Origin of the sequence: Belliella kenyensis (assembly GCF_022549675.1) — a bacterium.
Classification (GTDB): Bacteria; Bacteroidota; Bacteroidia; order Cytophagales; family Cyclobacteriaceae; genus Belliella; species Belliella kenyensis.
Genome location: NZ_JAKZGR010000002.1, coordinates 95,039 through 118,088, shown reverse-complemented (window position 1 = coordinate 118,088; position 23,050 = coordinate 95,039). Strand labels below are relative to the sequence as shown.

The following is a 23,050-nucleotide window of genomic DNA, read 5'->3' as shown; positions in this document are numbered from 1 at the left end:
ATTCATTTGCAAAATCAGTTACCATATCAATATTCAGGAATATCAAAGCTAATTAAAATCAATATTGCCTTTAGACACCGAAAGCTGCATTTATACCTATTTTGAAATCTGGAAATCAAAATGAAAGACACGTATCTTACCTTATCACATACTTCTGAAGGACTTTACAAAGAAAAAGGAAGTAAGTTCCTATCTTTTGCATTTCCAGTTTCAGATGAAGATGAGATCAAAGAGCATTTGGAAACACTAAAAAAACAATACTATGATGCGAGACATCATTGCTACGCTTACATTATAGGGTCAGAGCAGGAGAAATTCAGGGCCAATGATGACGGTGAACCAAATCATTCCGCCGGTGATCCAATTCTAGGACAAATAAGATCTAACCAACTCACAAATACTTTGATAGTGGTCATTAGGTACTTTGGAGGTACCAAGCTTGGTGTGGGAGGGCTTGTTTCTGCATACAAAACAGCAGCAGCTGAGGCAATTTCAAACAACGAAATCATAGAAGAAATCGTCAAATCAAAATATAAGCTCCAGTTTGATTACATTGCTATGAATGATGTAATGAAACTTGTCAAGGAATTGGAATTAGACATTTTGGACCAACATTTTGACAATACTTGCCTCCTAACATTAGGAGTAAGAAAGAAACTAATCGATCAATTTGAGAGTAAAATAGAAGATTTGGACCTAGTCATACTTATCGATTGAATAAGTCATCCAAGTAGCCCCCAAATTGAAGTTTTTTATAGATTTCTAGACAAACCCAAGCATCTGTGGCGGCATAAAGTCTCTGCTTTTCTGAAAGGTCTAGGGCCTCCCAATTGGAAACTTGCTCTGATTTCGAAACTCTAAATTGGAGTACCATAGCAGCTAAATTTCTAACACCAATATTTTCAAAGCCAACTTTTTTCAATTCATCATTTAGGTCAAAAAATCCAGCAGGCTTAAAGCTCGGAGATAGTTTTTTTAATGCTCTTAAATCGTCTAAAACTGCGGCACCCACTTTCAAAATATTCGCATCTTCCATGATATCTTGAACTGATCTTGGCAGTTGGATTTCATTCAACCTAAATAAATAGGCCACATCAGGGGTAGCCAATTGTAACAAAGCCACATGATGATGAACACCTTTCTTAAAAGCGGGTTTAGTCTCGGTATCAAATCCAATAAATTCTTGGCAATACAGATCCTCAACTGCTTCCTCTACCAACTCCAATGAATCTACTAATACAATATCACCTTCAAATTGACCAAGGGGTAAGCCATTAACCTCTTCTTTGGTTATACTTTTCTGAATCATCCTGCAAATTCTTTTTTTATTTCTTCCATTTCTTCTTCATTGTAGAAATTGATCCCGAGCTTGAAGTATCCGTACATGATAGTCATGAAGGGACTGATTATATTGAAGAAACAATACGGTGCATAAGTTAAGGTAGCTACTCCTAATACTGAAGCTTGAGTCGCACCACAGGTATTCCAAGGCACCAACACTGAAGTCACCGTTGCACTATCTTCTAAGGTTCGACTTAGATTCTCTGGTTTCAAACCTCGCTTTCTGTAAATATCGGCATACATTCTTCCTGGAACCAAAATAGCTAAATATTGATCAGAGGTAGTCACGTTAAAAAACATACAAGTAGCAGCAGTAGAAGCTACCAAAGAACCTATGGAATGAACTTTCTTGATCACAGCCTCTGCCAATACAGCCAGCATCTTACTCTCTTCCATAATTCCACCAAAAATCATCGCACAAATAATCAACCAAATAGTATTAAGCATGCCCGCCATTCCTCCCGTGATGAGGAGTTCATTCACTACATCATTGGAAGTCACGACGCTAATCTCTCCATACAACGCCATCATCACCGCTTTGAAACTACTGTAAGCATAGCTAGTTGATTCTTCTGCTGCTATCAAATAGATGATCTGTGGCTGAAAAATAACTGCAAACAATCCTCCCAGTAAGGCACCAGCCAGCAATGCAGGAACAGCTGGTACTTTCTTCACAATTAAGACTAACACAACTGCTGGAACTATAAAAAGCCAACCGTTTATATTGAATTTTTCTAAAATAACACTCGAGATCCCCTTTACTTGCTCTACTGATCCTTGAGCCCCAGAGGTAAAGCCTATAACCCCAAAAATCACCAATGTGATCAGAATCGATGGTATTGTGGTCTTTGTCATGTGTCTAATATGCGTAAACAAATCTGTGCCTGCCATTGCAGGAGCCAGGTTAGTAGTATCCGAAAGTGGAGACATCTTGTCACCAAAATACGCTCCAGATATAATTGCTCCTGCAATGATTCCTTCACTAAAACCCAATGCTTTTCCTATCCCCAAAAGCGCAACTCCTACCGTAGCTACTGTAGTCCAACTGCTCCCAGTGGCTATAGACACTACGGCACTGACTATACATGCTGCAATCAAAAATATGGTAGGATTCAGCACTTGAAGTCCATAATAGATCATGGCTGGTACAATCCCACTAAGCATCCATGTACCTGCCAAAGCCCCAATAAGCAACAAAATCAAAATACTTGACATGGCTGAACTGATACTCTTAACAATCCCATCTTGAAGAATTTCCCATTTGATTCTCAATCTGAATACAGCTATCAATGCGGCTATAGCAGATGAAATTATCAAAACAATCTGATTGGACCCTTCAAGTCCATCCGTGCCGAAAATACTAATGTTGATTACTAGCAGTATGATCAAAAATAAAATCGGTACCATAGCCTCTATTAGGCTGGGTTCTTTACGCGTCTTTACCATTCAATATTTTTTGGAATTCATATAAAGTTTGAAATTAATAAAATTTTGCAAATTATCCTTCACTAAAAGAACCAGATAAAGACCTGCCTAACTCCCACCCTATAGCTACACCCATTCCGCCAAGTCGCACAGCCACACTCAATCTATCAGATATTTTTTTTACGATAGGCTCTTTCGTGTTCCCAAAAGCCATGATCCCAGACCATTCAAACTCAATAGTAATCTCTTGCTTTGGCAAAATTACTTCATGAATCAATGCCTGTAAATATGTTTTGATTTTAGGGTTGATACCAAATAATGTCGTCTGCTCACCTTCAATGTCAACGTTTCTTCCTCCACCAACAAGCAACCTGTTTTGCCCAACTTTTCTAAAATAGACAAAACCCTTATCGTAGTGAAATGATCCTGACCAAGGTATTTGATCTGCCAGCGTGTTGCTCACCATAATCATCCCTCTGCCCGGATCAATATCTAACTCTGGAAAAAATCTTTTTGTAAAGGCATTGGTACACACAGCTACTTTTTTTGATAAAAAGGCTATCGGCGATCCTCCAAGCGGATCTTTAACCAAAACCTTTGGTTCAACTTCAATTACATCCGCCCCTGTTATGATTCTTATATCTTTAAGTTGGCAAGTATTTAGTAAAGAATCAATGTATTTTCCCGTCTCTAGTTCACCCTCGAATTTATTTTTCACCAGCCTTACTACCTGCTTTCCAAACCCCATGTCTTCAATCTCGTCCACTTGTTCAAAAACATCCTCCATGAATATAGGCCTGAGAAGTGCATTGATTGTGGGAATATGATCTAGAATAGCCTCTTCTCCTTCACAAATAAGTTCATATCCACCTGTATGATTATAACCGATACGGTTGTCTCCAAAGTATGACCTCATGGCGCAAAGACCATCATATCTTCTCTTGACCAGAGCCCGAACTTCACTTTCACTCATCACTTTCAAATCATCAATCAACTCTGTCAAGCTACCAAAACATGCAAATCCTGCATTTCTTGTACTAGCACCGCTCGGAAGCAATCCTCTTTCTAATATTAAAACAGCCGAATTGGGATATTTTTCTTTGTACCAAATCGCTGTGGACATGCCTACTATCCCACTACCGATAATGATCAAATCATAATTTATCAAATACTCCTTTTCCCAGTAGCTTAACATATTTATTTTGAACAGTTAGATAATTATCACTACTATTTATTAAATTAAGAATGATTTTCCAAAAGATAAGGTATTCTACTACGCACGATCATGAGAAAAATAGACATTTTATTGCATGAATATGGACTAAGTCACCAAAATGAAACTAACAAAACTATACACTGGATTTGTGTCCCAGCCATTTTTTTTAGTATTGTTGGTCTGATTTTCAGCATACCTTCAGGTCTCATTGAAGAGTATCTTCCTTTTCTACAAAACTTTGCAAATTGGGCGACAATTGTCCTAGCTGTGGTTCTAGTTTATTACCTTACCATTTCACCACCTTTGGCACTAGGAATGTTCTTTTTTTCTGCATTATGTTTGGCTGTAGCTAATTTGATCTACTTGATTTCACCTATTCCATTATGGAGTATATCTATTGGAATTTTCATTATTGCGTGGGTACTTCAATTTTACGGTCATAAGATCGAAGGTGAGAAACCATCCTTCTTGAAAGACATTCAATTCCTTTTGATAGGTCCAGCATGGTTGATGCATTTCATCTATAAAAAGATGGGATTTGCTTATTAATGGCTGTGAAATAAGACAAAAAAATGGTGATACACCTACATATTCAAATTCTCAGTACATCTCTAGATTCGGAAAATAAGCATAAATATTGTATTTTTGAGAGTTAACTAAGTATTATAACAATCAATTTTCATTCTTTTTTCATGAACAACTTTATTATTGCTAGTGCCGAAATTCCTTTACTTTCTGACATTGTTGTCATCTTTGGATTAGCTACTTTGGTAATCCTACTTTTTATGAGACTCAAAATTCCAACTATCATTGGATTTCTATTTACAGGAGCTCTTGCTGGCCCATATGGCTTATCTTTGGTAAACGCTTCCACCGCGGTTGAGGTCTTATCAGAAGTTGGCGTCATACTATTGTTGTTTGTGATAGGCATGGAGTTTTCATTGAAAAGTTTGCTCTCAATTAAAAAAGCCGTTTTTGTAGGAGGTTCTCTTCAAGTAATACTAACCATAGTAGCAACTACCCTTTTAACTTACAGTTTTGGATTTGATTGGAATGTGGCTGTATTTTTCGGATTTCTTTTTGCCTTGAGTAGTACTGCTATAGTGCTGAAGATGCTGCAAGAATCAGGGCAAGTAAACACCATTCCAGGAAGAACTACATTGGCTATTCTGATATTTCAGGACATTATTATAGTTCCTTTGATGCTATTCACTCCCATGCTTGCAGGTGAATCCGACAACATCGCACTTTCACTACTCTACATGGCCATAAAAGGAGCCATAGTGATAGTCATTACGATTGTCAGTGCCAAATACATCATGCCAAAAGTACTTTTTCGCATCACCAAAACTAGAAATGAAGAATTATTTTTGCTTTGCATTATTTTAACCTGTTTTGCTGTTGCCTATTTGACTTCCCTTTTGGGTCTTTCGTTAGGTTTGGGAGCATTTTTGGCTGGCTTGATCATCAGTGAATCCGATTATAGTCACCATGCCACAGGAAAAATCCTCCCATTTAGAGAGATCTTCTTAAGCTTTTTCTTTGTATCCGTAGGGATGTTGTTTGACATTACTTTCCTATGGGAACACATAGCGATCATTTTTGCATTGACCTTGCTTACTTTTGGAGTAAAGTTCCTAATGGTAGTCTTCTCTGTCAAAGCCATTGGACAAGGATATAAAGAAGCTTTAATGGTTGCTTTTTCCATATTCCAAGTGGGAGAATTCTCTCTTTTATTGGCTAAAGAGGGAGTGAAATATGAGTTATTAGATCCTGAAACTTACCAGTATTTTTTAGCGATCTCGATCTTGACTATGACAGTGACGCCATTTGTTCTCAAGAAAAGAGAAAACTTGGCCTGTGGCGTATTGAACCTTCCTCTTCCAAATAGATTTGCTAACAAGCTAAACAAGTCAGATGATATAGAAAATATCAACTTAGATGAAGATAGCTTAAAAGATCACCTCGTCATCATAGGCTATGGACTCAATGGAAGGAATCTTTCAAAAGCTGCAAAATCAGCAAAAATCCCTTATACGATCATAGAAACTAATCCTGAAACAGTAAAAATAGAAGCAAGCAAAGGAGAACCAATCATCTATGGAGATGCTGCAAACGAAGCTATTCTAGAGCATATTTTTATCCACAAAGCTAGGGTCGCCGTGATCGCAATTTCAAATCCCGATGCTACCAAAAGAATCATCTCTTCAATTCGCCACATTACCCAAAACCCCTACATTATCGTAAGAACACGCTATCTTGGAGAGATGGAAGCTAATATCAATCTGGGTGCCAATGAGGTTATTCCAGAAGAGTTTGAAACATCGATAGAAATTTTCACACGGGTATTGAACAAATACTTAGTTCCAAAAAATGACATCGAAGAGTTCACTTTGGAAGTGAGGTCTGGCAATTATGAAATGTTCAGGTCAATTACTGCCGAGGGAGGAGCAAAATTTAAAATAGACCTCCCACAAATCAATTTTGTGAGTCTAAAAATTGAGAAAGACAATAGTCAAATATTGAACAAAAGCATAAGAGATGCCAAAATCAGAGAGAATTTTGGAGTTAATATCGTGGCGATAAAAAAGGGCAATAAAACAATCTCAGAAATCACAGGGAATGAAAAACTGAAGCTTGGTGATGTAGTCTACGTGGTAGGTACACCGACAGCTTTAGAAATCTTTGAAGAGGAAGTGGAAATTGTTTAACTCACTCATCTGTAGCTAGGAAGCGAATCCTAGCTACTTTTTGTAATGCTCCTCTGTTCAACGGGCTATCTATTGCTTCCAAGATAGATTTCTTTTCTCTACTAGTCAACCGCCAATTGAGCGATGCACGCTGTATCTCATGCGCTTGCTGAGCCGCATCACCATCTTGATTCAAAAGTCCCCTATCTCTCACAAATTGGCTAGTAGAATATTCGAACTCAATTCTATCAAGCTCAAAAGGAAGCCATTCTTTGTGCTTGTAGTACAAAACCTCATTATCGAGTGTTTGCACATTATCCCAATTGATATAAATATTCTTGAGCGGAGTGATTAATTTTTCGAAAATTCTAGGTTGAAGCTTGGGTTCGATTTCAGAAAATTTCTCAGAGTCCCTAATGGTGATCAAAGTGACTCCAGAGGTATTTTCTTTGATCCAATCTTGAAATACATGTAAAAACCTGAGCGCATCTTGCATTCCGAAATTATCAGAAAGCCCCGAATCCATCACATCCATCTGCGGATCGGAAGGAAGTTGAATATTTGGGGTGATAAATGGAAAAGTGGCTCCCATCCTCAAAGCACTTATGAAATGTAAATTATCAGCCTCTTGCTCTGCAAAAAATCGTCTAAAATCTATACTTTGACTCTTTTCATTTACCGCATCTACCCTAGATACTGAGACTCCCATATATGACATGCTATGGGGTGAAATGAAAAGCTTTCTTCCATCATTGATAATCAATGGCGTCACCGGAAGCATAGGTATTTGACTTTTCAGCTCGGGTTCAGCATAATCCTTCAATGATTTATCCAAAAATCCTTTAGTATTACTATTAAACTGCCTTTCAAAAGAAAAACCTCGATCCTTTAAGTATCTTCTACCTTTATATTCATGATACTGACTTCTAATAAAAAGATCATTTACCATCAAAGTAAAAATGATCGGGTTGAGGTTATCCGCTGATATTTGGTCGAGATATATCTTATCAAGAGGATTAGGAATTTCCTCCTTCTGGTGCCGCAGATAAATTTCTCTAAAAAATGCAGCTCCAACCAAACCGCCAGAGGCACCTGTAATCAACTGTGTGTGTTTGAAAACTTGTCCATCTGAATGCGCTTGTATTTGTTGTAAGACATTCATCGTCCACAGTGCAGCCCTTTGTCCACCACCACTTGTAGTGATGAGGATCATTCTAGGCTTGGCATCATTAGGAAACTTCCCTTTCCAGTTATTCAAAATTTCCAAAGTACCTGCTTTATCTTTGGCAATAGTGTCTGGATGAAGGTTTGCCTCTAATCTATCCAAATTATACCTGGCAGGTGACACTTCGTAATCCAACCCTACCGCTGTATGAGGTCGATTGAATAGGGAGATGTTTGAAAATCCATTGAATAAAATAAGAACTCCAATCAAAACAGGTGTAGAATAGTCTCTCAACCAAAAAGCCAAAGCACCTACAAGCATGGTAATGATAGAAAACAAAAGAGTTGCACTAGTAGCTGCTGGGATTTGTAGCACCGGATATTCTTGAAAAAAACCAAGTAATAAAATCAGACTTATCAGTATGGTCTGGATGATAAATAAATTTAAATGATTTTGATCAAAAACGCGAAGCAACTGGTATTGCTTAAACTTTGACAAATCACTATTCACAAAGCGAACCCTCATTCTAAAATCCAAATAATCAAGAACTTTATACTTCGACTCTTTACTCTCTTTTATTCGTTTGAGCATATTTGCTCTAGTGATTGGATTCTTCTTCAACCTCTTCTCTACAGAATCAGCAAAAAGTAAGAAAGCATCCTTATTGGTAAACCCAAAATAAATAAATATCAGCATATAGCTCAAAAAGGTACCCGCCAGGAAACCGATAAGCAGTTTGAAAACACTCCATAAGTTTTCAGGATCATTATCAAATTGAAAACTCATAAAAGAGTAAACATAAATCAAGTAAAAAACTAGAGGAATAAGTGCATTATTGACACAGAATTGGATGAATGGCCTAGAAACAACTGCTAGAAATTTAAACTTCGCTCCATCCAAAATATACGTAGTCATGTGAAATGACATGGTAAAAACCGCCAGCGAAATCCCCATCAAAAAAAAACCTTTCCAATCCACAACATTCAAATACTCAGGATCTAAAAAAAGGTATGGAATCCCCAAGACAGTCCCAAAGTTTTGAGTGATAATCAAAATTAAAATCACCCATAGGAATAACAAGGCTAGATTCTTTTTCAGATGTAGCAGAAGGAGTTGGATGGGAAAGCTATATTGAATTTTTTCTAACATACTTGAATGGAATATACGAGAAAAATCTCACGAAGGACAATATGCTCAGGACAAGTTATCAAAAGTTAAATTATCTGCCTTTTCGTTCCTGTTGGATTGTGGCTTTTCACAATTAGTCTTACCTTCGCAAGCACAAAAATTAATTTAATATGAGAGTTTGGTTCCTGTGTAAAGTAAAGTATGCCAAAGAGAATGAAGAAGGTCTTTTAAAAAACGTATCCGAACAATATTTAGTGGATGCGGTATCCTTTACTGAGGCAGAAGCAAGAATATATGACTTATTGGGGTCAGTCATTAGAGGTGACTTCCAAGTCACAAATATCAGCAAAAGCAATATTGTGGATGTATTTCCTTACGAGGATATTGACATCTGGCATAAATGTAAGATCACTTACATAATTACAGATGCTGACAGCGGAAAAGAAAAAAAGGTCACGCAGTTCATGCTTGTCACTGCCCATGATGTAAAAGAAGCATATGAAAGGATTTTTGAAAGCTTGAATAATATGCTCGTTACTTTCAGAGTTCCTGATATTACAGAAAGCCCAATTGTAGAAGTATTTCCGTATGAGCGCGACGACGAAGAACTATTGCCTCCACCACCTTCGAACCTTAAGCCTTTGAGTGAAGTGAAAGCTGAACTGGATAGAAGAGATGAAGTACGTGCATCCAATCGGCCAATAGAAGTCCCACAAGAAGAGGAAGCCTTTGATGATAACGGGGAAATCGAAGAAAAGCCAGAATTCACTCAGTATGAAGAGGAATCCCTAGACGAAGACGACACAGAAGACCCAAATCGGTAACTCTGAGTATTAGGCCTAACATAAGCCTCTATAGAAATTTCAATTGCATTATGCGTGAAATATTTCTGTAGAGGCTTTCAAATTTTAAGGTTTGAACATTTTTTTTTCTGGTTATACGCTTTTTTGCCAGCAACTTCAATTCATTGGCTCAACAGTTTGTTAATGGTCAATATCCCTAAGTATCCAATATCAATTTATATCGGAAGTTAGATAAATCGGAAATTTGTAATGCTAATGGCAAAGTTCCGTATATCCATATTTTTTTATTCTAGATATTCTCAAAAATGAACATTTGAAAAAAAGTAATTTTTACAAATATAAATTCAAATAGTACTAAAAAAAGGCAAAAAATATCAGCAAACACAGCTCAAACAAGAATTAAGCATTTCGCAAAGAATATTAATTTAAAAAAATAAATGTTATACCTACATTTTTGCATCTCAAATAATATTTTTTGCTTTTTAAATAAATTTAGCCTATTATTCGTTACCTTTGCAACTGCTACACATCACCGAAATGAAAGCTACTGAAAAAAGACCAATCATAGAATCCAACTATTTCTATCATTTAAAAATAGACGAACAAGGAGTCATAATAGACGCCAACAGTAAACTTAGAAATCAAATATCCTTCCTATCAGAGTCAATATCAGAAGAAAGTATTGAAAATATGCTTCATCCAGAGGATTATACCCTCTTCCAAAGTCGAACGGAAAATGCCATGAGAGAAAATGAAGCATCATTCACTATGGAGATGAGAGTCAAGACAATAGAAGAAAATGAGTTTAAATGGACTCGCTGGGAATTTCAATTGATTCAATCTCCTGCTTCTCAATTTAGAATGATTGGTTTTGGTCATGATATTTTAAATGATGCAGTCAAAAAGACTGTCTCTATACCTGTTTTGAAATCCGAGAAAAAAAAATCCTCTAAAAGAAAAGAAAAAAAGTCTATTGGGATACTTGAACAGCAAAGTGAATTTTTGAAAAAACTCACTTTTAATCAATCACATCTCATGAGGTCAAAACTTGCTAATATCATAGGAATATTAGAGGTCATACAGCCTCAAAATAACCCTGAGGAAATCCCAGAACTGATTGCGATTCTAAAAGATGAAGCTCAGAAGCTTGATACGGCTTTGCAAGAGAGTATCCACTCTTCAAGTTCCATGAACACAAAGTTTCGAAGACCAACAGATTAAATTCGGGGGATTAGCCAGATCAAACGTAAAAAGAAAATGGCGATTCATTCGCCATTTTCTTTTTGTTTTTTTAATGGATAATATCATCAAACTCGTATTTACTTTTCACCTCACCGCAGGTCAACATCACATCTCCAAAATATGGGTTTTGTATCTCTTTGACAGAACTCAACCAATATGCGCCTTTATCTCTGAATGCCATAGGACAATATTGTCGATAAAGATTCAATTCCCTCACCCCAAAATACTCTACTGCCTCAATTAAGTTATCTGATAAAGTTTCGAAATGCCTCCTCTGTTCATCAATATCTTTGCTTTGGCTGATTCTGTCCAAGCTACTCTTCAGAGGTGCTAACAAATCCATCCAAATATCATGTGCCTTTCCTTCTAGCAGCTTCATATCAACTTTGGACAAGCTTACTTTGGCTGGACTGACTGCTTTCTGCGTAACATCCACATCGGATTTGACCAAGGCATCTTTGATAGGAAGATAGCTTTGCACAAATGCCGTAAGCTGTTTTCTAAATTCCTCAGGCGTATCCAAAGTCTTCACTTCTGGCCTGGTCATCATGCTGTAATTACCACTCAACTGTGCCGCTGCATCAATGGCAAAAACCCCATTACTGACCACCAGATCACCTTCTTCTACTCCTGACAAAATCAAGTAGTCTTCCCCTACCCTTGGCCCCAACTCTACCTCACGCATCTCGAATGCCGGAGCTTCCTTATTCCCTACCTGCACATAGACCACCGATCTAGGACCTGTCCAAAGTATCGCTGTCTTAGGAATCATCAAACCTGACTGGCCTGCTTGGCTAGTAGAGATATTGGCAGAAACAAACATCTCCGGTTTCAACTCAAAATTCCGATTGGTTGCTTCGGCACGGACTCCTACAGTTCTGCTATCTGGGTTCAAGACCGGATCTATGTAAGTCACCTTGGCATTGAAAGTCCTTCCTGGATAAGCGGAAACCGAGAAACTCAAATCATCACCTTTTTTGATAGCATCTAGATCAGGTTCGTAAGCATCCAAAATCACCCATACCGTACTCAAGTCCACAATCTCAAAAAGCACAGAACCCCTGCTGACAAAGTCACCAACAGACACATTTCTAGCCGTTACTACACCTGCCACATCCGCATAGATATCAAACTGTGACTGTACCTCACCAGAACTTTCTATCTGTGCAATCTGCTCCTCCGAAATCTTCCAAAGTCTCAGTTTTTCTCTAGCAGCTTGGTAGAGTGCCGGTTGACGCTCTTTGATTTTGGCCGTTTCCAACAGTTCCTTTTGGGCATTGACCAGTTCGGGGGAATAAAGGGTCGCTAATTTTTCACCCCTTCTGACCTCCTGCCCGGTAAAGTTGACAAACAATTGATCTACCCTTCCTGCATAATTGGCGGTAAGGCTTTTGACCCGTTGTTCGTTGGCTTGAATTTTCCCGGTCAGAGTTAGTTTTCCTGAACCTGATCCAGATTTCACCCTAGTGGTCTGAACATTGGATAATGCAACTGCCTCGGGAGTCATTTCCAACACAAAGGGGCTTGATTCTCCGCCCTTTTTATTGCTGACTGGAGTAAGTGCCATCCCGCAAAGCGGACATTGCCCAGGTTCATTTTGACGGATTTGAGGGTGCATAGAGCAAGTGTATTTTACCCCGTTTTCGTCAATATGCGTATGTTCGTGATCAGGATGCTCTTCCCCTCCCCCACGAATCAGATATCCTGCTACCGCCCCAAAGAAAAGGCAGCCGAGGATGATGATTACTATATGTTTATTTTTGTTCATGATGTTTTTTAAAATCTACCTCTAATTCATTTTATCAAAAGATATTGATAGATATTAGATCCGCCATGGCGGATCAGATATTCATAGATATTGAATTCGCTACTAGAACATGGATCCAATCAATAACACGGCACCGAAAGCCAATATCTTAATATCAATTAGTATCCATAAATATCATTAAATATCTATTTCACACCCCAACTAAGGTTTCTAATCTCGCCAACTGAATTTCCCTCTCAATCTTCGTATTCAGCAAATTCAACCTAAAATCCAGTAATTCTCTTTGGATGCTCAAGATCTCTTCGAAGGAACTGCCCTCCGTTGCGTATGAAGTCACGGAGAGCTCCAGCGTTTGCTCGGTCAATTCAATTTGATCTTCAAAGAGTCGGATTTTACGGTCTGCATCTTTGATGGCCACCAAGATGGTTTCAAACTCGGCCTCCAAGTTCCTTTGCAAATCTTCCTTCTGACGCTCGTTGGCTTCCCAGTAAAGCTTGGATTCTGCTTCCATGGCTTTGTACTTTTTGCGGTAAATGGGTAATGATACCGTAGCCATCGGCATGATCATATTATTGCCCATACCTGCTGGCATATAATCCATTCCGCCCATGCCTCCTGGCACACCTGATTCAGGCCTAGGGGAAAAGACCATATAATTCAATCCCAACCCAAACATAGGCTTTCCTTCAAATTTCGCCATTTCACCTTGCTTCTGATAGGCCAACCCTTCTTTTTCCAGCATCAACAGCATGGGATTGGTTTCCAGGATCTGCTCGAGCATTTCCACTTCCCAACCCATGGCCTTTTGACTTTCCAACTGGCTTTCTATGGCTACAAATTCGTTTTTATCCCTACCTAACAGTTGATTGAACCTTACTATCAAAGGGCGCTTGTCCACCTCCAACTGTTCCAAATCAGACTCTAAAGCCTTGATCTGAACTTGCAGTCGAAGCACATCGGTGAGCTTTCCAGAGCCTCCACCTGAGCCCATACTGTTCATGGAAGCAGCACCTGAGGATTGCCTAGAAGAAGAAGTAGCGGAAGAACCTCCTCCACCCATGCCCATTCCATCATTTCCACTTCCCTGCTGGCTGCCACTTGTTGGTCTCCTTACCGCTGATGAAACAGATGAAACAGCCTCAGAAGTACTTCCTCCCTGATAGCGGATGATGGCCAATTGCTCCAATGATTTCAAAATCTCCAAATTGGATGCGGTAATGTCAATGGTGTTTTGCAATTGCTGCAATTGGAAGTAAGTTTCCTTGACCTGATACAGAAGTACATTCCGCTGCTGTCTGAATTCCTCGTATTTGGCTTCAGCCATCAATGTAGCTTCATCCTTCTGCGTCCTGAGCATCCCAAACCAAGGAAACATCTGCATGACCGATGCCTCCGCCCGCTGATTCCCCATCAACAGTTCCATAGGTCTGGTAAAAACACCAATGTTCAATTGCGGTGATTCAAGGCTTACTTGGTTTGTTTTTTCTAATGAAGCCTGATACCCTTTAAAGGATGCTTGAAGTGCGGGGTTATTTTCGGCTGCTTCTTCTAGGTATTGGTCTAGAGACTGGGTGTAGGATGGAAATATGGTGGAAATAAGTAGAAATATTATCAGAACTAGATATTTGTGGATATTGGATATTGATTGATATTGAAATGTGGTAGAAATAGGTGGGAATTTTATTAAGAATAGATATTGGTGGACAACTTGTTCCGATTTTTCGGAATTCGATATTAATAGATATTTTTTCTCTTGAGAACCCTTTGTATTAATATTGAATACCCCCTTTGTATTAAGCTTTTTCAATTCGTTTTTCATTTCAATTCCTTTTTTGAATTGTAAATAGATTGAATGTAGTTGTTGAGTTTGAGTGAAAGTTTGTCAGATACTTGCTTGAATTCACCAAACTCCTCCTTTGAAATAATTTCTCTTTCAAGCATTAAGCTTAACCAGTGATTAACGGATTCAATCATAGAACCTCTGCTATTGTAGAGAAACCTGATTCTATCCAGATAATGAAACCGACCATAGGACTCGGCAATATTTGCCCCAATAGAATCCGTCGATTCAATAAATTGATCACCAATTATTTTCCGTGTCTGCCAATCCATTTTTTTATAAATAGTCCATCCCATCCGTGACAGCTCTCTTGACAATTTATACACCTCCAATTCCTCTAATTTTATATATCCTCTTTTCTCTTCCATAACTTTAAAATATTACTTAAACCAAAGACTACTAATGATACCTATCCCCCCCTCATTTACCAACCAGCTAAATATTCAAATTAAACACCTGAAGACCAGAATAATATCTATAAATATCTAATATCAATGAATATCCATAAAAAACACTTCATCACTTTCTCCAATCCAGTTAAACATCTGATTTCAAAATCAATATGCACTAATATCCAATATCTATGAATACCAATTCAATTTCCTCAACCCCTTCTCCAAAACCAAATAAACATCTGATCCCAAAACCAATATCTACTAATATCCAATATCAATTTAATATCTATCTCCTTATCTGATACTCCCTAAGTTTCCCATAAAGCACCGGCACAATAAATAGTGAGATAAGTGCCACCGTCATCCCCCCAAAAGCCGGAATGGCCATAGGGATCATGATGTCGGAACCTCGTCCGGAACTTGTCAGTACAGGAAGCAAAGCCAATAAAGTGGTTGCTGTTGTCATCAGACAAGGTCTAACTCTTTTCAGCCCGGCTTCCAGCACTGCTTTGCGAACTGCTTTGATGTCTTCTGGCTGGGATTTTTCGAAGCTTTGTTTTAAATAGGTCCCCATCACCACTCCATCATCAGTGGCGATACCGAAGAGGGCGATAAAGCCCACCCAAACAGCCACCGAAAGATTGAAGGTGCGCATTTGAAAGAGTTCTCGCATGTTGGTCCCTAAGAAGTTGATGTCAAAAAACCAGTCTTGACCATACAGCCAAAGCATCATAAAGCCTCCTGAAAATGCCATGGCAATGGCTGAGAAGATCATCAAGACCATGGCTGTGGAGCGGAACTGAAGGTAAAGTATCAGGAAAACCACCGCCAAAGACAGCGGTATCACGATCTCCAGTCGCTTTTCGGCACGGATTTGATTTTCGTAACTTCCGGAGAAAGTGTAGGATACCCCAGTTGGTACTTTCAACTCACCACTGTCAATTTTTTGTTGGATAAAGTTGCGCGCATCATCTACCACTGAACCTTCTGCAAAACCATCTCGCTTATCAAAAAGCACATAGCCCACCAAGAAGGTATTTTCCCCACGGATCATCATGGGGCCAGGTCGGTAATTGATCTCTGCCAACTGACCCAAAGGAATCTGTGCACCTGTAGGCGTGCTGACCAAAATCCGCTTCAAAGCCTCGGGATCATCCCTGTACTCTCTGGCATATCGGGCACGTATGGCATAGCGCTCCCTGCCTTCTACCGTAGTGCTCAAAGTCATTCCGCCTATCGCCACTTCGATAAATTCCTGCACATCGGCAACGTTCAGCCCAAACCTACCCAGCTGGGTTCTATCCAAATCAATCTCCAAATACGGTTTACCCAAAGATCGGTCTGCAAAAACTGCCTCAGACTTTACGGAAGGCACTTCTTTCAGCACCGACTCCAACTTCAAGCTGAAATCCTCTATGGTTTCCAAATCGGGGCCATACACTTTCATCCCCATAGGCGCGCGCATTCCCGTCTGTAACATCACCAAGCGGGTTTCGATCGGCTGGAGTTTAGGTGCGGAAGTTACCCCCGGAAGATTGGAGGTTCGCATCTGGATTTCATCCCAGATATCATCAGGCGTGCGGATTTCATCCCTCCACTGACGGAAGTATTGACCACGTCTTTCATTTGGCACCAAGTATTTGGCGACATTTCTGGCCACCGACCTGCGCTGGGACTCCTCCATGTAATTCTTTTCATCATCCCATATAGCTCCATCCTGACGGTCATACCACCAGGTTTTCCCATTAACCTCAAGCTGATAATTTCCCTCACGATCTACTTCAAATCGGAGCTTGCGGGCATCATCATCCTGAAGGTATTCAGTCTTATAATTGATGATATTTTCATACATGGACATGGGAGCAGGGTCAAGCGGGCTTTCTGCACGGCCTGCCTTTCCAACCACCATTTCTACTTCAGGAATGGCTTGCACCAACATGTCAAGCTGCTTCACAATCTGCATATTAGCCTCCACACCGGAGTGCGGCATAGAGGTAGGCATCAAAAGGAAAGAACCTTCATTCAAGGCAGGCATAAATTCCTTGCCCATTCCCGGTAGTGCATGGGTAAGACCTGACCAAACAGAAGTCGTTCGGATATTCCACCCCACCTGATCGAAACCTTTGGCGACAAAGCCAAAAACACTATTGAATCCGAGCCAGATATTGGCAGCAAATAGGATAACCAATGCAGGAAGTAGAAGAAAAACTCTAGCATGCTCCAAACACCATTTCAGCATGTGAGCATAATATTTGATGAATAAAGAGAAAAGACCCAAAACCAAACCCACTACCAGACCAATAAAAAGAAAGTTAACAAATACTGATTGTGTCAGACCTAGAGGCCTCCATTCAATCGCCAATAAAACGGATACTGCCACCACAGCTATCAGCATGGCAATCTGATTTTTATATTTTCCTTCGCTGGTTTGTTTTGGGAAAAAGTGGTGGATTAAATGATTGATCGCAAAAGCCAATAAGACCCATCCTGCCCAAGAGAAGTAGAACAGTAGCACAAAGCCCAAAGCTGCCATAATTATATTCAGCACCGTCTTATAATTCTTGGACTTCACTTTCGCTCCGAACACCCAATGGGCAAAAGCCGGCATAAAAACCAATGTAAAGATCAATGCTGCGATCAAAGCAAAGGTCTTGGTATAAGCCAATGGCCCGAACAACTTCCCTTCCGCTGCTTGCAGAGTAAATACGGGCAAAAAGCTGACAATCGTAGTCATCACAGCCGTCAAGATCGCCGAACTCACCTCTGTGGTGGCATCATAAATGATCTGGAGTTTGGACTTTTTATCATCTGATTCTTCGAGATGCCTAAGTATATTTTCATTCAGAATAATCCCCAAATCCACCATGGTTCCGATGGCAATAGCAATTCCTGATAGCGCCACGATATTAGCATCCACGCCCACATACTTCATCATGATAAAGCACATCAAGACTGCCAATGGCAACAATGCAGAGATCAAAATCGAAGCCCGAAGGTTATACACCATCACCATGATCACCATGATGGTAATCAAAATCTGCAAGCTGATGGCTTCATTAAGCGTATTCAGGGTTTCCTTGATCAAACCAGAACGGTCATAGAAAGGTACTATAGTCACCTTGGAGACCGTACCATCTTCCAGCGTTTTGCTCGGAAGTCCTGGGGTGATTTCATCGATTTTAGCTTTTAGCGCATCAATTACCTGAAGAGGATTATCTCCATAGCGGGCCACTACCACGCCACCTACTGCTTCAGCACCTCCTTTATCCAAAATAGCCCTTTCAGCCCTACTTGCAGGTCCAATGTTCACTTTTGCAATTTCTTTGATTCTCAAAGGAACATTGTTGGTAGTTTTTACAACTGCCCCTTCGATATCCTCCAAGGATTTTACATAGCCCAAGCCTCTGACAATAAACTCCACCTGATTGATCTCCATGGTATTGGCCCCGATATCGAGGTTGGATTGCTTGATGGCATTCATTACCTGCATCATGGACACATTATGCGCCTTCATGGCCACAGGATCCAGGTCCACCTGATATTCTTTGACATGGCCCCCTATGATCGCTACCTCAGCAACTCCTTCCGTACCTGCGAGTCCATAGCGCACATAGTAATCTTGAATACTACGGAGTTCGTGCAGGTCCCAGCCACCGACTGGGTTGCCATTTTTATCTCTTCCTTCGAGTGTATAAAAATATACCTGCCCAAGACCTGTCGCATCAGGCCCGAGCTTGGGTTGTACCCCCTCTGGTAGCAATCCTGACGGAAGGGAATTGAGTTTTTCCAAAATCCTGGATCTACTCCAGTAGAATTCCACGTCATCTTCGAAAATGATGTAGATGGAAGAAAAACCGAACATGGAAGTACTACGGATAGATTTTACTCCGGGCATTCCCAAAAGAGAAGTGGTCAAAGGATAAGTAATCTGATCCTCCACATCCTGCGGAGAGCGTCCCATCCAATCGGTAAATACGATTTGCTGATTTTCCCCGATATCCGGAATGGCATCGACCGGCACAGGGTCATTGGGAAGAAAACCGGTATTCCAGTTGAACGGTGCCGTCACGATTCCCCATGCCACTACAAGGACAAGTAGGATGACGGTGACCAGTTTATTTTCGAGGAAGAATTTTATGATACTATTTAACATAAATTCTGAATTTAGTTTAATCCATCTGCAACTCTTCTGAGTGATGGAGGCAGATATTGATGGATACTTGACCGCCTGCGGCGGACTAGATCCGCCACGTCGGACAAGTTATTGGTGGATATTAGATTTCTAAAATTGTGTCTTCAAACCGATTTTAAGTAATAAAGAAGCGGATTAGACCTGCCAGGTTTCTAAAACCTGGTAGGTCTTCTAAAGAAATTACATTGTGGATGACTTGTTCCGCTTTTTCGGAATTGGATATTGGTAGATACTAAAACCCAAAGCAAAACTTCACTTTGATAAAGAGGTGAAATAGCGGGGAGAGCTGTGGCTAGACCTGTCAGGTTCTGAAAACCTGACAGGTCTTCAACCTAAAATAGATGCAATAAATAATTCTTTGCAGTCTTTGCGCCTTTGCGTGAAACAAAAAAATCAAATCAGGAATACCTGACAAAAAATATAAATCGGTGTATCTTGAAATATCGGTGGAGAGGAATCAGCAAAGGCTGTTTTCTCTTCTGTAGCAGTTAAATCTAAGGGTAATTCAAATCTAACCTCAGCATTCAGCAACTCAAAAGTCTGAGGTTGGAAATTCAAGATATCAGAAACCTGCTGATCTGTATTGGGAAGATCTAGGTTAGAGACATCATCACAACAGCCTGGCATAGGCGTATTCGATTCACAGCAAGTTTTGTATTCTGTAAATACATTAATCCTCTGAAAATCATCTCCACAAAAATGCATGGAATAGCTCAACCCTGCGTTGAAAAACACATAGAAAACAAGGAGTGCTATTTTGATGAATGACTTCACAGTATAAAATTACGCTTCAAATGTAATAAGGTTATAAGAGTTAAAGGTATAAAATTTTTGTAAAAGTTTACAACTTTGTTGATTATACAAAAAGAATAGCCTATAAAATTAATTAAAAACCATTTACATCTAGCCAATATATAAAAGCATTATAGTTATACTTTTTAATTATGCTTGACTCAGACTTTCATTCTTTTTGAAACAATCGACCAAAAACGCTTATCACAACAAGCAATTTTTAGACATTATTGCTTGTTACAATAAGCAATAATTTATATATTTGCTAATTATAACAAGCAAAATATGGAGTCTTTTGAGGAAAGGTTTTTAAAGAAAATGGAAACTACATCTTTGGCATTTGTCCGAAGTATGATCCATAAAATTCACTGGGAAGCTAGATTGATAGGAATAAAAGGACAAAGAGGAGTTGGAAAAACTACTTTATTACTACAATACATCAAACAAAACCTTCCGATAAATAATCAAACCTTATATGTCAGTCTGGATAATATTTGGTTTGCACACAATAGTCTGATAGACCTAGTGGATGAATTCGTGAAAAAAGGAGGCAAATACCTTTTTCTTGATGAAGTTCACAAATACCAAGATTGGTCAGTGGTTCTAAAAAACATCTATGATGATTACCCAGAACTGAAAATCGTTTTCACAGGCTCTTCTATGCTTGAAATACTGAATGCACGAGCAGATCTCAGTAGAAGAGCTGTGATTTACCATTTGCAAGGATTGTCTTTTCGAGAGTATGTCGCCATTCAAACTGGCCACGAGTTTTCTACTGTAAATTTGCAAGAAATCGTAGAGAGCCATACTGAAATTTGCAGGAACATACTTTCCAAAATCAAGCCTTTTGAGCTTTTTCCTAAATATCTCAATGCTGGTTACTTCCCATTTTACAGAGAAGTTCCTATACTCTATCATCAGCGTTTAGAAGAAGTTGTAAACATGACCTTGGAAATAGAACTGCCATTATTGAGAAAAGTAGATATCTCCTATATTCCCAAAATCAAGCAACTTCTTCAAATAATTTCTGAATCAGTGCCTTTCATGCCCAACATCAGCAAATTAAGTCAACAAATTGGAATCAACAGAAATACTTTGATTAGCTACTTGTTTTTTCTTCAAGAAGCACATATCACTAAAAACCTGTATAAGGATATAAAGGGCATTACCCAGATGCAAAAACCAGAAAAAATCTACTTAGAAAACACCAACTTTCAGTTTGCATTTACTCCAAAAAATACAGATTTGGGTAACCTAAGGGAAACATTTTTCATCAATCAGGTTTCCTATAAACATTCTCTTGAGTATATCAAGGACGGTGATTTTCGAGTAGACCGTAAATATACTTTTGAAATAGGTGGGAAAAATAAAACTTCTGAACAGATCAAAGGTGTCAAAAATAGTTTTATCGCTGCTGACGATATCGAGTATGGCAATCAAAAAAGAATACCACTTTGGTTGTTCGGTTTTTTGTATTAAAAAACCTTTAGAACTAGAAACAAATCTTCACGTTCATTGGTATACATTCATTCAAATTCTCATAAACATGATCAAGAGACTTTTCATATTCGGATTTATTATTTTATCCAGTGCTTGCGCCCCATCTTTAGTTGGTTTGATGAAGCTAGAGGACATTCAAGATCTGCATGATGATACATTATATGTATTTCTTTCTGACAGAGATGATGATATCAATCTACACAGAAAGTATAACCAAAACAGGCGTGCTGATCGTCTAAAAAGGCAAACAGACAATTTCAACCAAAACCTGGAGGATGCTTTTCGCCAAAACTACAGCTTTTCACAATTTAATGTAACGAAAGATTCAAAGACTGATGAGGCAAACTTCTATGTCACGATAGACATTACTGAAAACTATGGCGAAAGAAATGATCAATTTCTTATCCAACTCAATGTAAGGAATTCTAATGATGAAATTGTGGAGACTGTCTTCAAAGAATCTTCAAATGACACCAATTACAATTTAAAGTTCTTGGTTCGCCAGCTTGACCGAAAGCTAAAGCGTAAGTATAAGCAAGCTTTGAAAATGCAAGGAATCTGATTTATCAAAGCTTGCTGAATTTCCATTTTGCCTTCAAATAGCCCCAAAGCAATTTGGGGCTTATGGCTTTTTTCCTCTAGATGCTTCAAGCATATCCCACATTTCTTGAGGAATTGCTTCTAGGTTATTGAACTCCCCAGCGCCTTGAAGCCACTCACCTCCATCTATCGTAATCACCTCGCCATTGACATAGCTTGAATAATCAGACATTAAATAAGCAGCTAAATTGGCCAGTTCTTGATGTTCGCCAACCCTACCTACTGGTACCTTCTTTGCGGGATCGAATTTCTTAACCAAATCCCCAGGCAACAACCTACTCCAAGCTCCTTCAGTGGGAAATGGTCCGGGTGCAATAGCATTTGACCTGATGTTGTATTTTGCCCATTCTACAGCAAGTGATCTCGTCATAGCAAGTACTCCAGCTTTAGCCGCTGCACTCGGCACTACATAGCCAGATCCAGTCCATGCGTAAGTGGTTACAATATTCAAGAATGTACCCTTTTGTTTATTTTGGATCCATCTTTTACCTGCTGTCATGGTGACATTTGCACTCCCTTTGAGCACGATATCAATGACAGTATTAAAAGCATTGGTTGAGAGCCTTTCTGTAGGGCTTATAAAATTTCCTGCTGCATTATTCAATACACCATCTACCTTTCCAAAGGTAGCTTCTGCTTGATCAAAGAGGGATTCAACTTGATCTATTTCCCTTACATCACAAGACACCGCTAATACTTTTCCACCAGTCTCCTTCTCCATTTCTTGTGCAGTACCTTGTAATACATCAAGTTTTCTTGATGTAATTACCAAGTTTGCTCCAAGTTTCAAAAAATACAAGCCCATAGATTTACCTAATCCAGTACCACCTCCAGTGATAATGATTGTTTTGCCATTGAGGGCACCTTCTTTCAACATTCCTTCTGTGTGCATCATTGATTTTTGGGTTTAAAAACTTAAGATATCAATTACATTCTTCAAATGAAAGAATCAA

Annotated in this window: 17 protein-coding genes; 7 read left to right on the top strand and 10 right to left on the bottom strand. The window is 39.2% G+C overall.

The genetic code is table 11. From position 1 onward, the window contains the following. The first annotated feature begins 120 nt into the window (after positions 1-120). Positions 121-717 (top strand): YigZ family protein, encoded by a 597-nt coding sequence (locus tag MM214_RS02150; protein ID WP_241291469.1) that lies wholly within the window; start codon positions 121-123, stop codon positions 715-717. Here MM214_RS02150 and MM214_RS02145 read toward each other — a convergent pair. From MM214_RS02145 to MM214_RS02135, 3 genes are read right to left on the bottom strand one after another with little or no spacing between them, the layout of a single operon-like run. After that, positions 707-1,309 carry a 3'-5' exonuclease gene (locus tag MM214_RS02145; RefSeq protein ID WP_241291467.1) on the bottom strand — a complete coding sequence of 201 codons (603 nt, stop codon included), beginning with the start codon at positions 1,307-1,309 and terminating at the stop codon, positions 707-709. The genes MM214_RS02150 and MM214_RS02145 overlap by 11 nt on opposite strands. Continuing rightward, positions 1,306-2,787: a Na+/H+ antiporter NhaC gene (nhaC, locus tag MM214_RS02140; RefSeq protein ID WP_241291464.1), complete on the bottom strand. Its 1,482-nt coding sequence runs from the start codon at positions 2,785-2,787 to the stop codon at positions 1,306-1,308. The genes MM214_RS02145 and nhaC overlap by 4 nt, the downstream gene beginning before the upstream one ends. Positions 2,788-2,839: 52 nt before the next feature. Beyond that, positions 2,840-3,961, bottom strand: coding sequence for an NAD(P)/FAD-dependent oxidoreductase (locus tag MM214_RS02135; RefSeq protein ID WP_241291461.1), 1,122 nt, complete (start codon positions 3,959-3,961; stop codon positions 2,840-2,842). 90 nt (positions 3,962-4,051) lie between these two features. Here MM214_RS02135 and MM214_RS02130 point away from each other — a divergent pair, with 90 nt between their 5' ends. Further along, entirely contained in the window at positions 4,052-4,531 is a 480-nt protein-coding gene (locus MM214_RS02130; RefSeq protein WP_241291459.1) for an Mpo1 family 2-hydroxy fatty acid dioxygenase, read from the top strand. 143 nt (positions 4,532-4,674) lie between these two features. Beyond that, the gene (locus MM214_RS02125) at positions 4,675-6,693 is read left to right on the top strand and encodes a monovalent cation:proton antiporter family protein (RefSeq protein WP_241291456.1); all 2,019 of its coding nucleotides are present in this window, start codon (positions 4,675-4,677) and stop codon (positions 6,691-6,693) included. A 1-nt stretch (position 6,694) separates the two neighbouring features. On the opposite strand, the gene MM214_RS02120 is transcribed toward MM214_RS02125, so the two are convergent. Next, complete coding sequence (locus tag MM214_RS02120) at positions 6,695-8,986, bottom strand: patatin-like phospholipase family protein (protein ID WP_241291453.1); 2,292 nt, start codon at positions 8,984-8,986, stop codon at positions 6,695-6,697. A gap of 149 nt (positions 8,987-9,135) precedes the next feature. Here MM214_RS02120 and MM214_RS02115 point away from each other — a divergent pair, with 149 nt between their 5' ends. Both MM214_RS02115 and MM214_RS02110 read left to right on the top strand, forming a co-directional pair. Further along, a complete protein-coding gene (locus tag MM214_RS02115) occupies positions 9,136-9,789 on the top strand; it encodes a DUF4494 domain-containing protein (RefSeq protein ID WP_241291450.1) in 654 nt (217 codons plus the stop codon). A gap of 516 nt (positions 9,790-10,305) precedes the next feature. Further along, positions 10,306-10,989, top strand: a complete 684-nt coding sequence (locus tag MM214_RS02110) for a PAS domain-containing protein (protein WP_241291447.1) — start codon at positions 10,306-10,308, stop codon at positions 10,987-10,989. A 70-nt stretch (positions 10,990-11,059) separates the two neighbouring features. Here the strand turns inward: MM214_RS02110 and MM214_RS02105 are convergent, their stop codons facing one another. The 5 genes from MM214_RS02105 to MM214_RS02085 form a co-directional block, all read right to left on the bottom strand. Then, complete coding sequence (locus MM214_RS02105) at positions 11,060-12,778, bottom strand: efflux RND transporter periplasmic adaptor subunit (protein ID WP_241291444.1); 1,719 nt, start codon at positions 12,776-12,778, stop codon at positions 11,060-11,062. 190 nt (positions 12,779-12,968) lie between these two features. Continuing rightward, positions 12,969-14,597 carry a TolC family protein gene (locus MM214_RS02100; protein WP_241291442.1) on the bottom strand — a complete coding sequence of 543 codons (1,629 nt, stop codon included), beginning with the start codon at positions 14,595-14,597 and terminating at the stop codon, positions 12,969-12,971. After that, positions 14,594-14,986 carry a four helix bundle protein gene (locus MM214_RS02095; RefSeq protein ID WP_241291439.1) on the bottom strand — a complete coding sequence of 131 codons (393 nt, stop codon included), beginning with the start codon at positions 14,984-14,986 and terminating at the stop codon, positions 14,594-14,596. Before MM214_RS02095 ends, MM214_RS02100 begins: the two co-directional genes overlap by 4 nt. Positions 14,987-15,299: 313 nt before the next feature. Next, complete coding sequence (locus MM214_RS02090) at positions 15,300-19,166, bottom strand: efflux RND transporter permease subunit (protein WP_241291436.1); 3,867 nt, start codon at positions 19,164-19,166, stop codon at positions 15,300-15,302. Between the two features lie 432 nt (positions 19,167-19,598). Next, positions 19,599-19,979 (bottom strand): HYC_CC_PP family protein, encoded by a 381-nt coding sequence (locus tag MM214_RS02085; RefSeq protein WP_241291433.1) that lies wholly within the window; start codon positions 19,977-19,979, stop codon positions 19,599-19,601. 303 nt (positions 19,980-20,282) lie between these two features. Here MM214_RS02085 and MM214_RS02080 point away from each other — a divergent pair, with 303 nt between their 5' ends. Together MM214_RS02080 and MM214_RS02075 are read left to right on the top strand one after the other, a co-directional pair. Beyond that, the gene (locus tag MM214_RS02080; protein ID WP_241291429.1) at positions 20,283-21,476 is read left to right on the top strand and encodes an ATP-binding protein; all 1,194 of its coding nucleotides are present in this window, start codon (positions 20,283-20,285) and stop codon (positions 21,474-21,476) included. A 67-nt stretch (positions 21,477-21,543) separates the two neighbouring features. Continuing rightward, a complete protein-coding gene (locus MM214_RS02075; protein ID WP_241291426.1) occupies positions 21,544-22,059 on the top strand; it encodes a hypothetical protein in 516 nt (171 codons plus the stop codon). 60 nt (positions 22,060-22,119) lie between these two features. Here MM214_RS02075 and MM214_RS02070 read toward each other — a convergent pair whose 3' ends face one another. Then, positions 22,120-22,992, bottom strand: coding sequence for an SDR family oxidoreductase (locus tag MM214_RS02070; protein ID WP_241291423.1), 873 nt, complete (start codon positions 22,990-22,992; stop codon positions 22,120-22,122). Between the last annotated feature and the right edge of the window lie 58 nt (positions 22,993-23,050).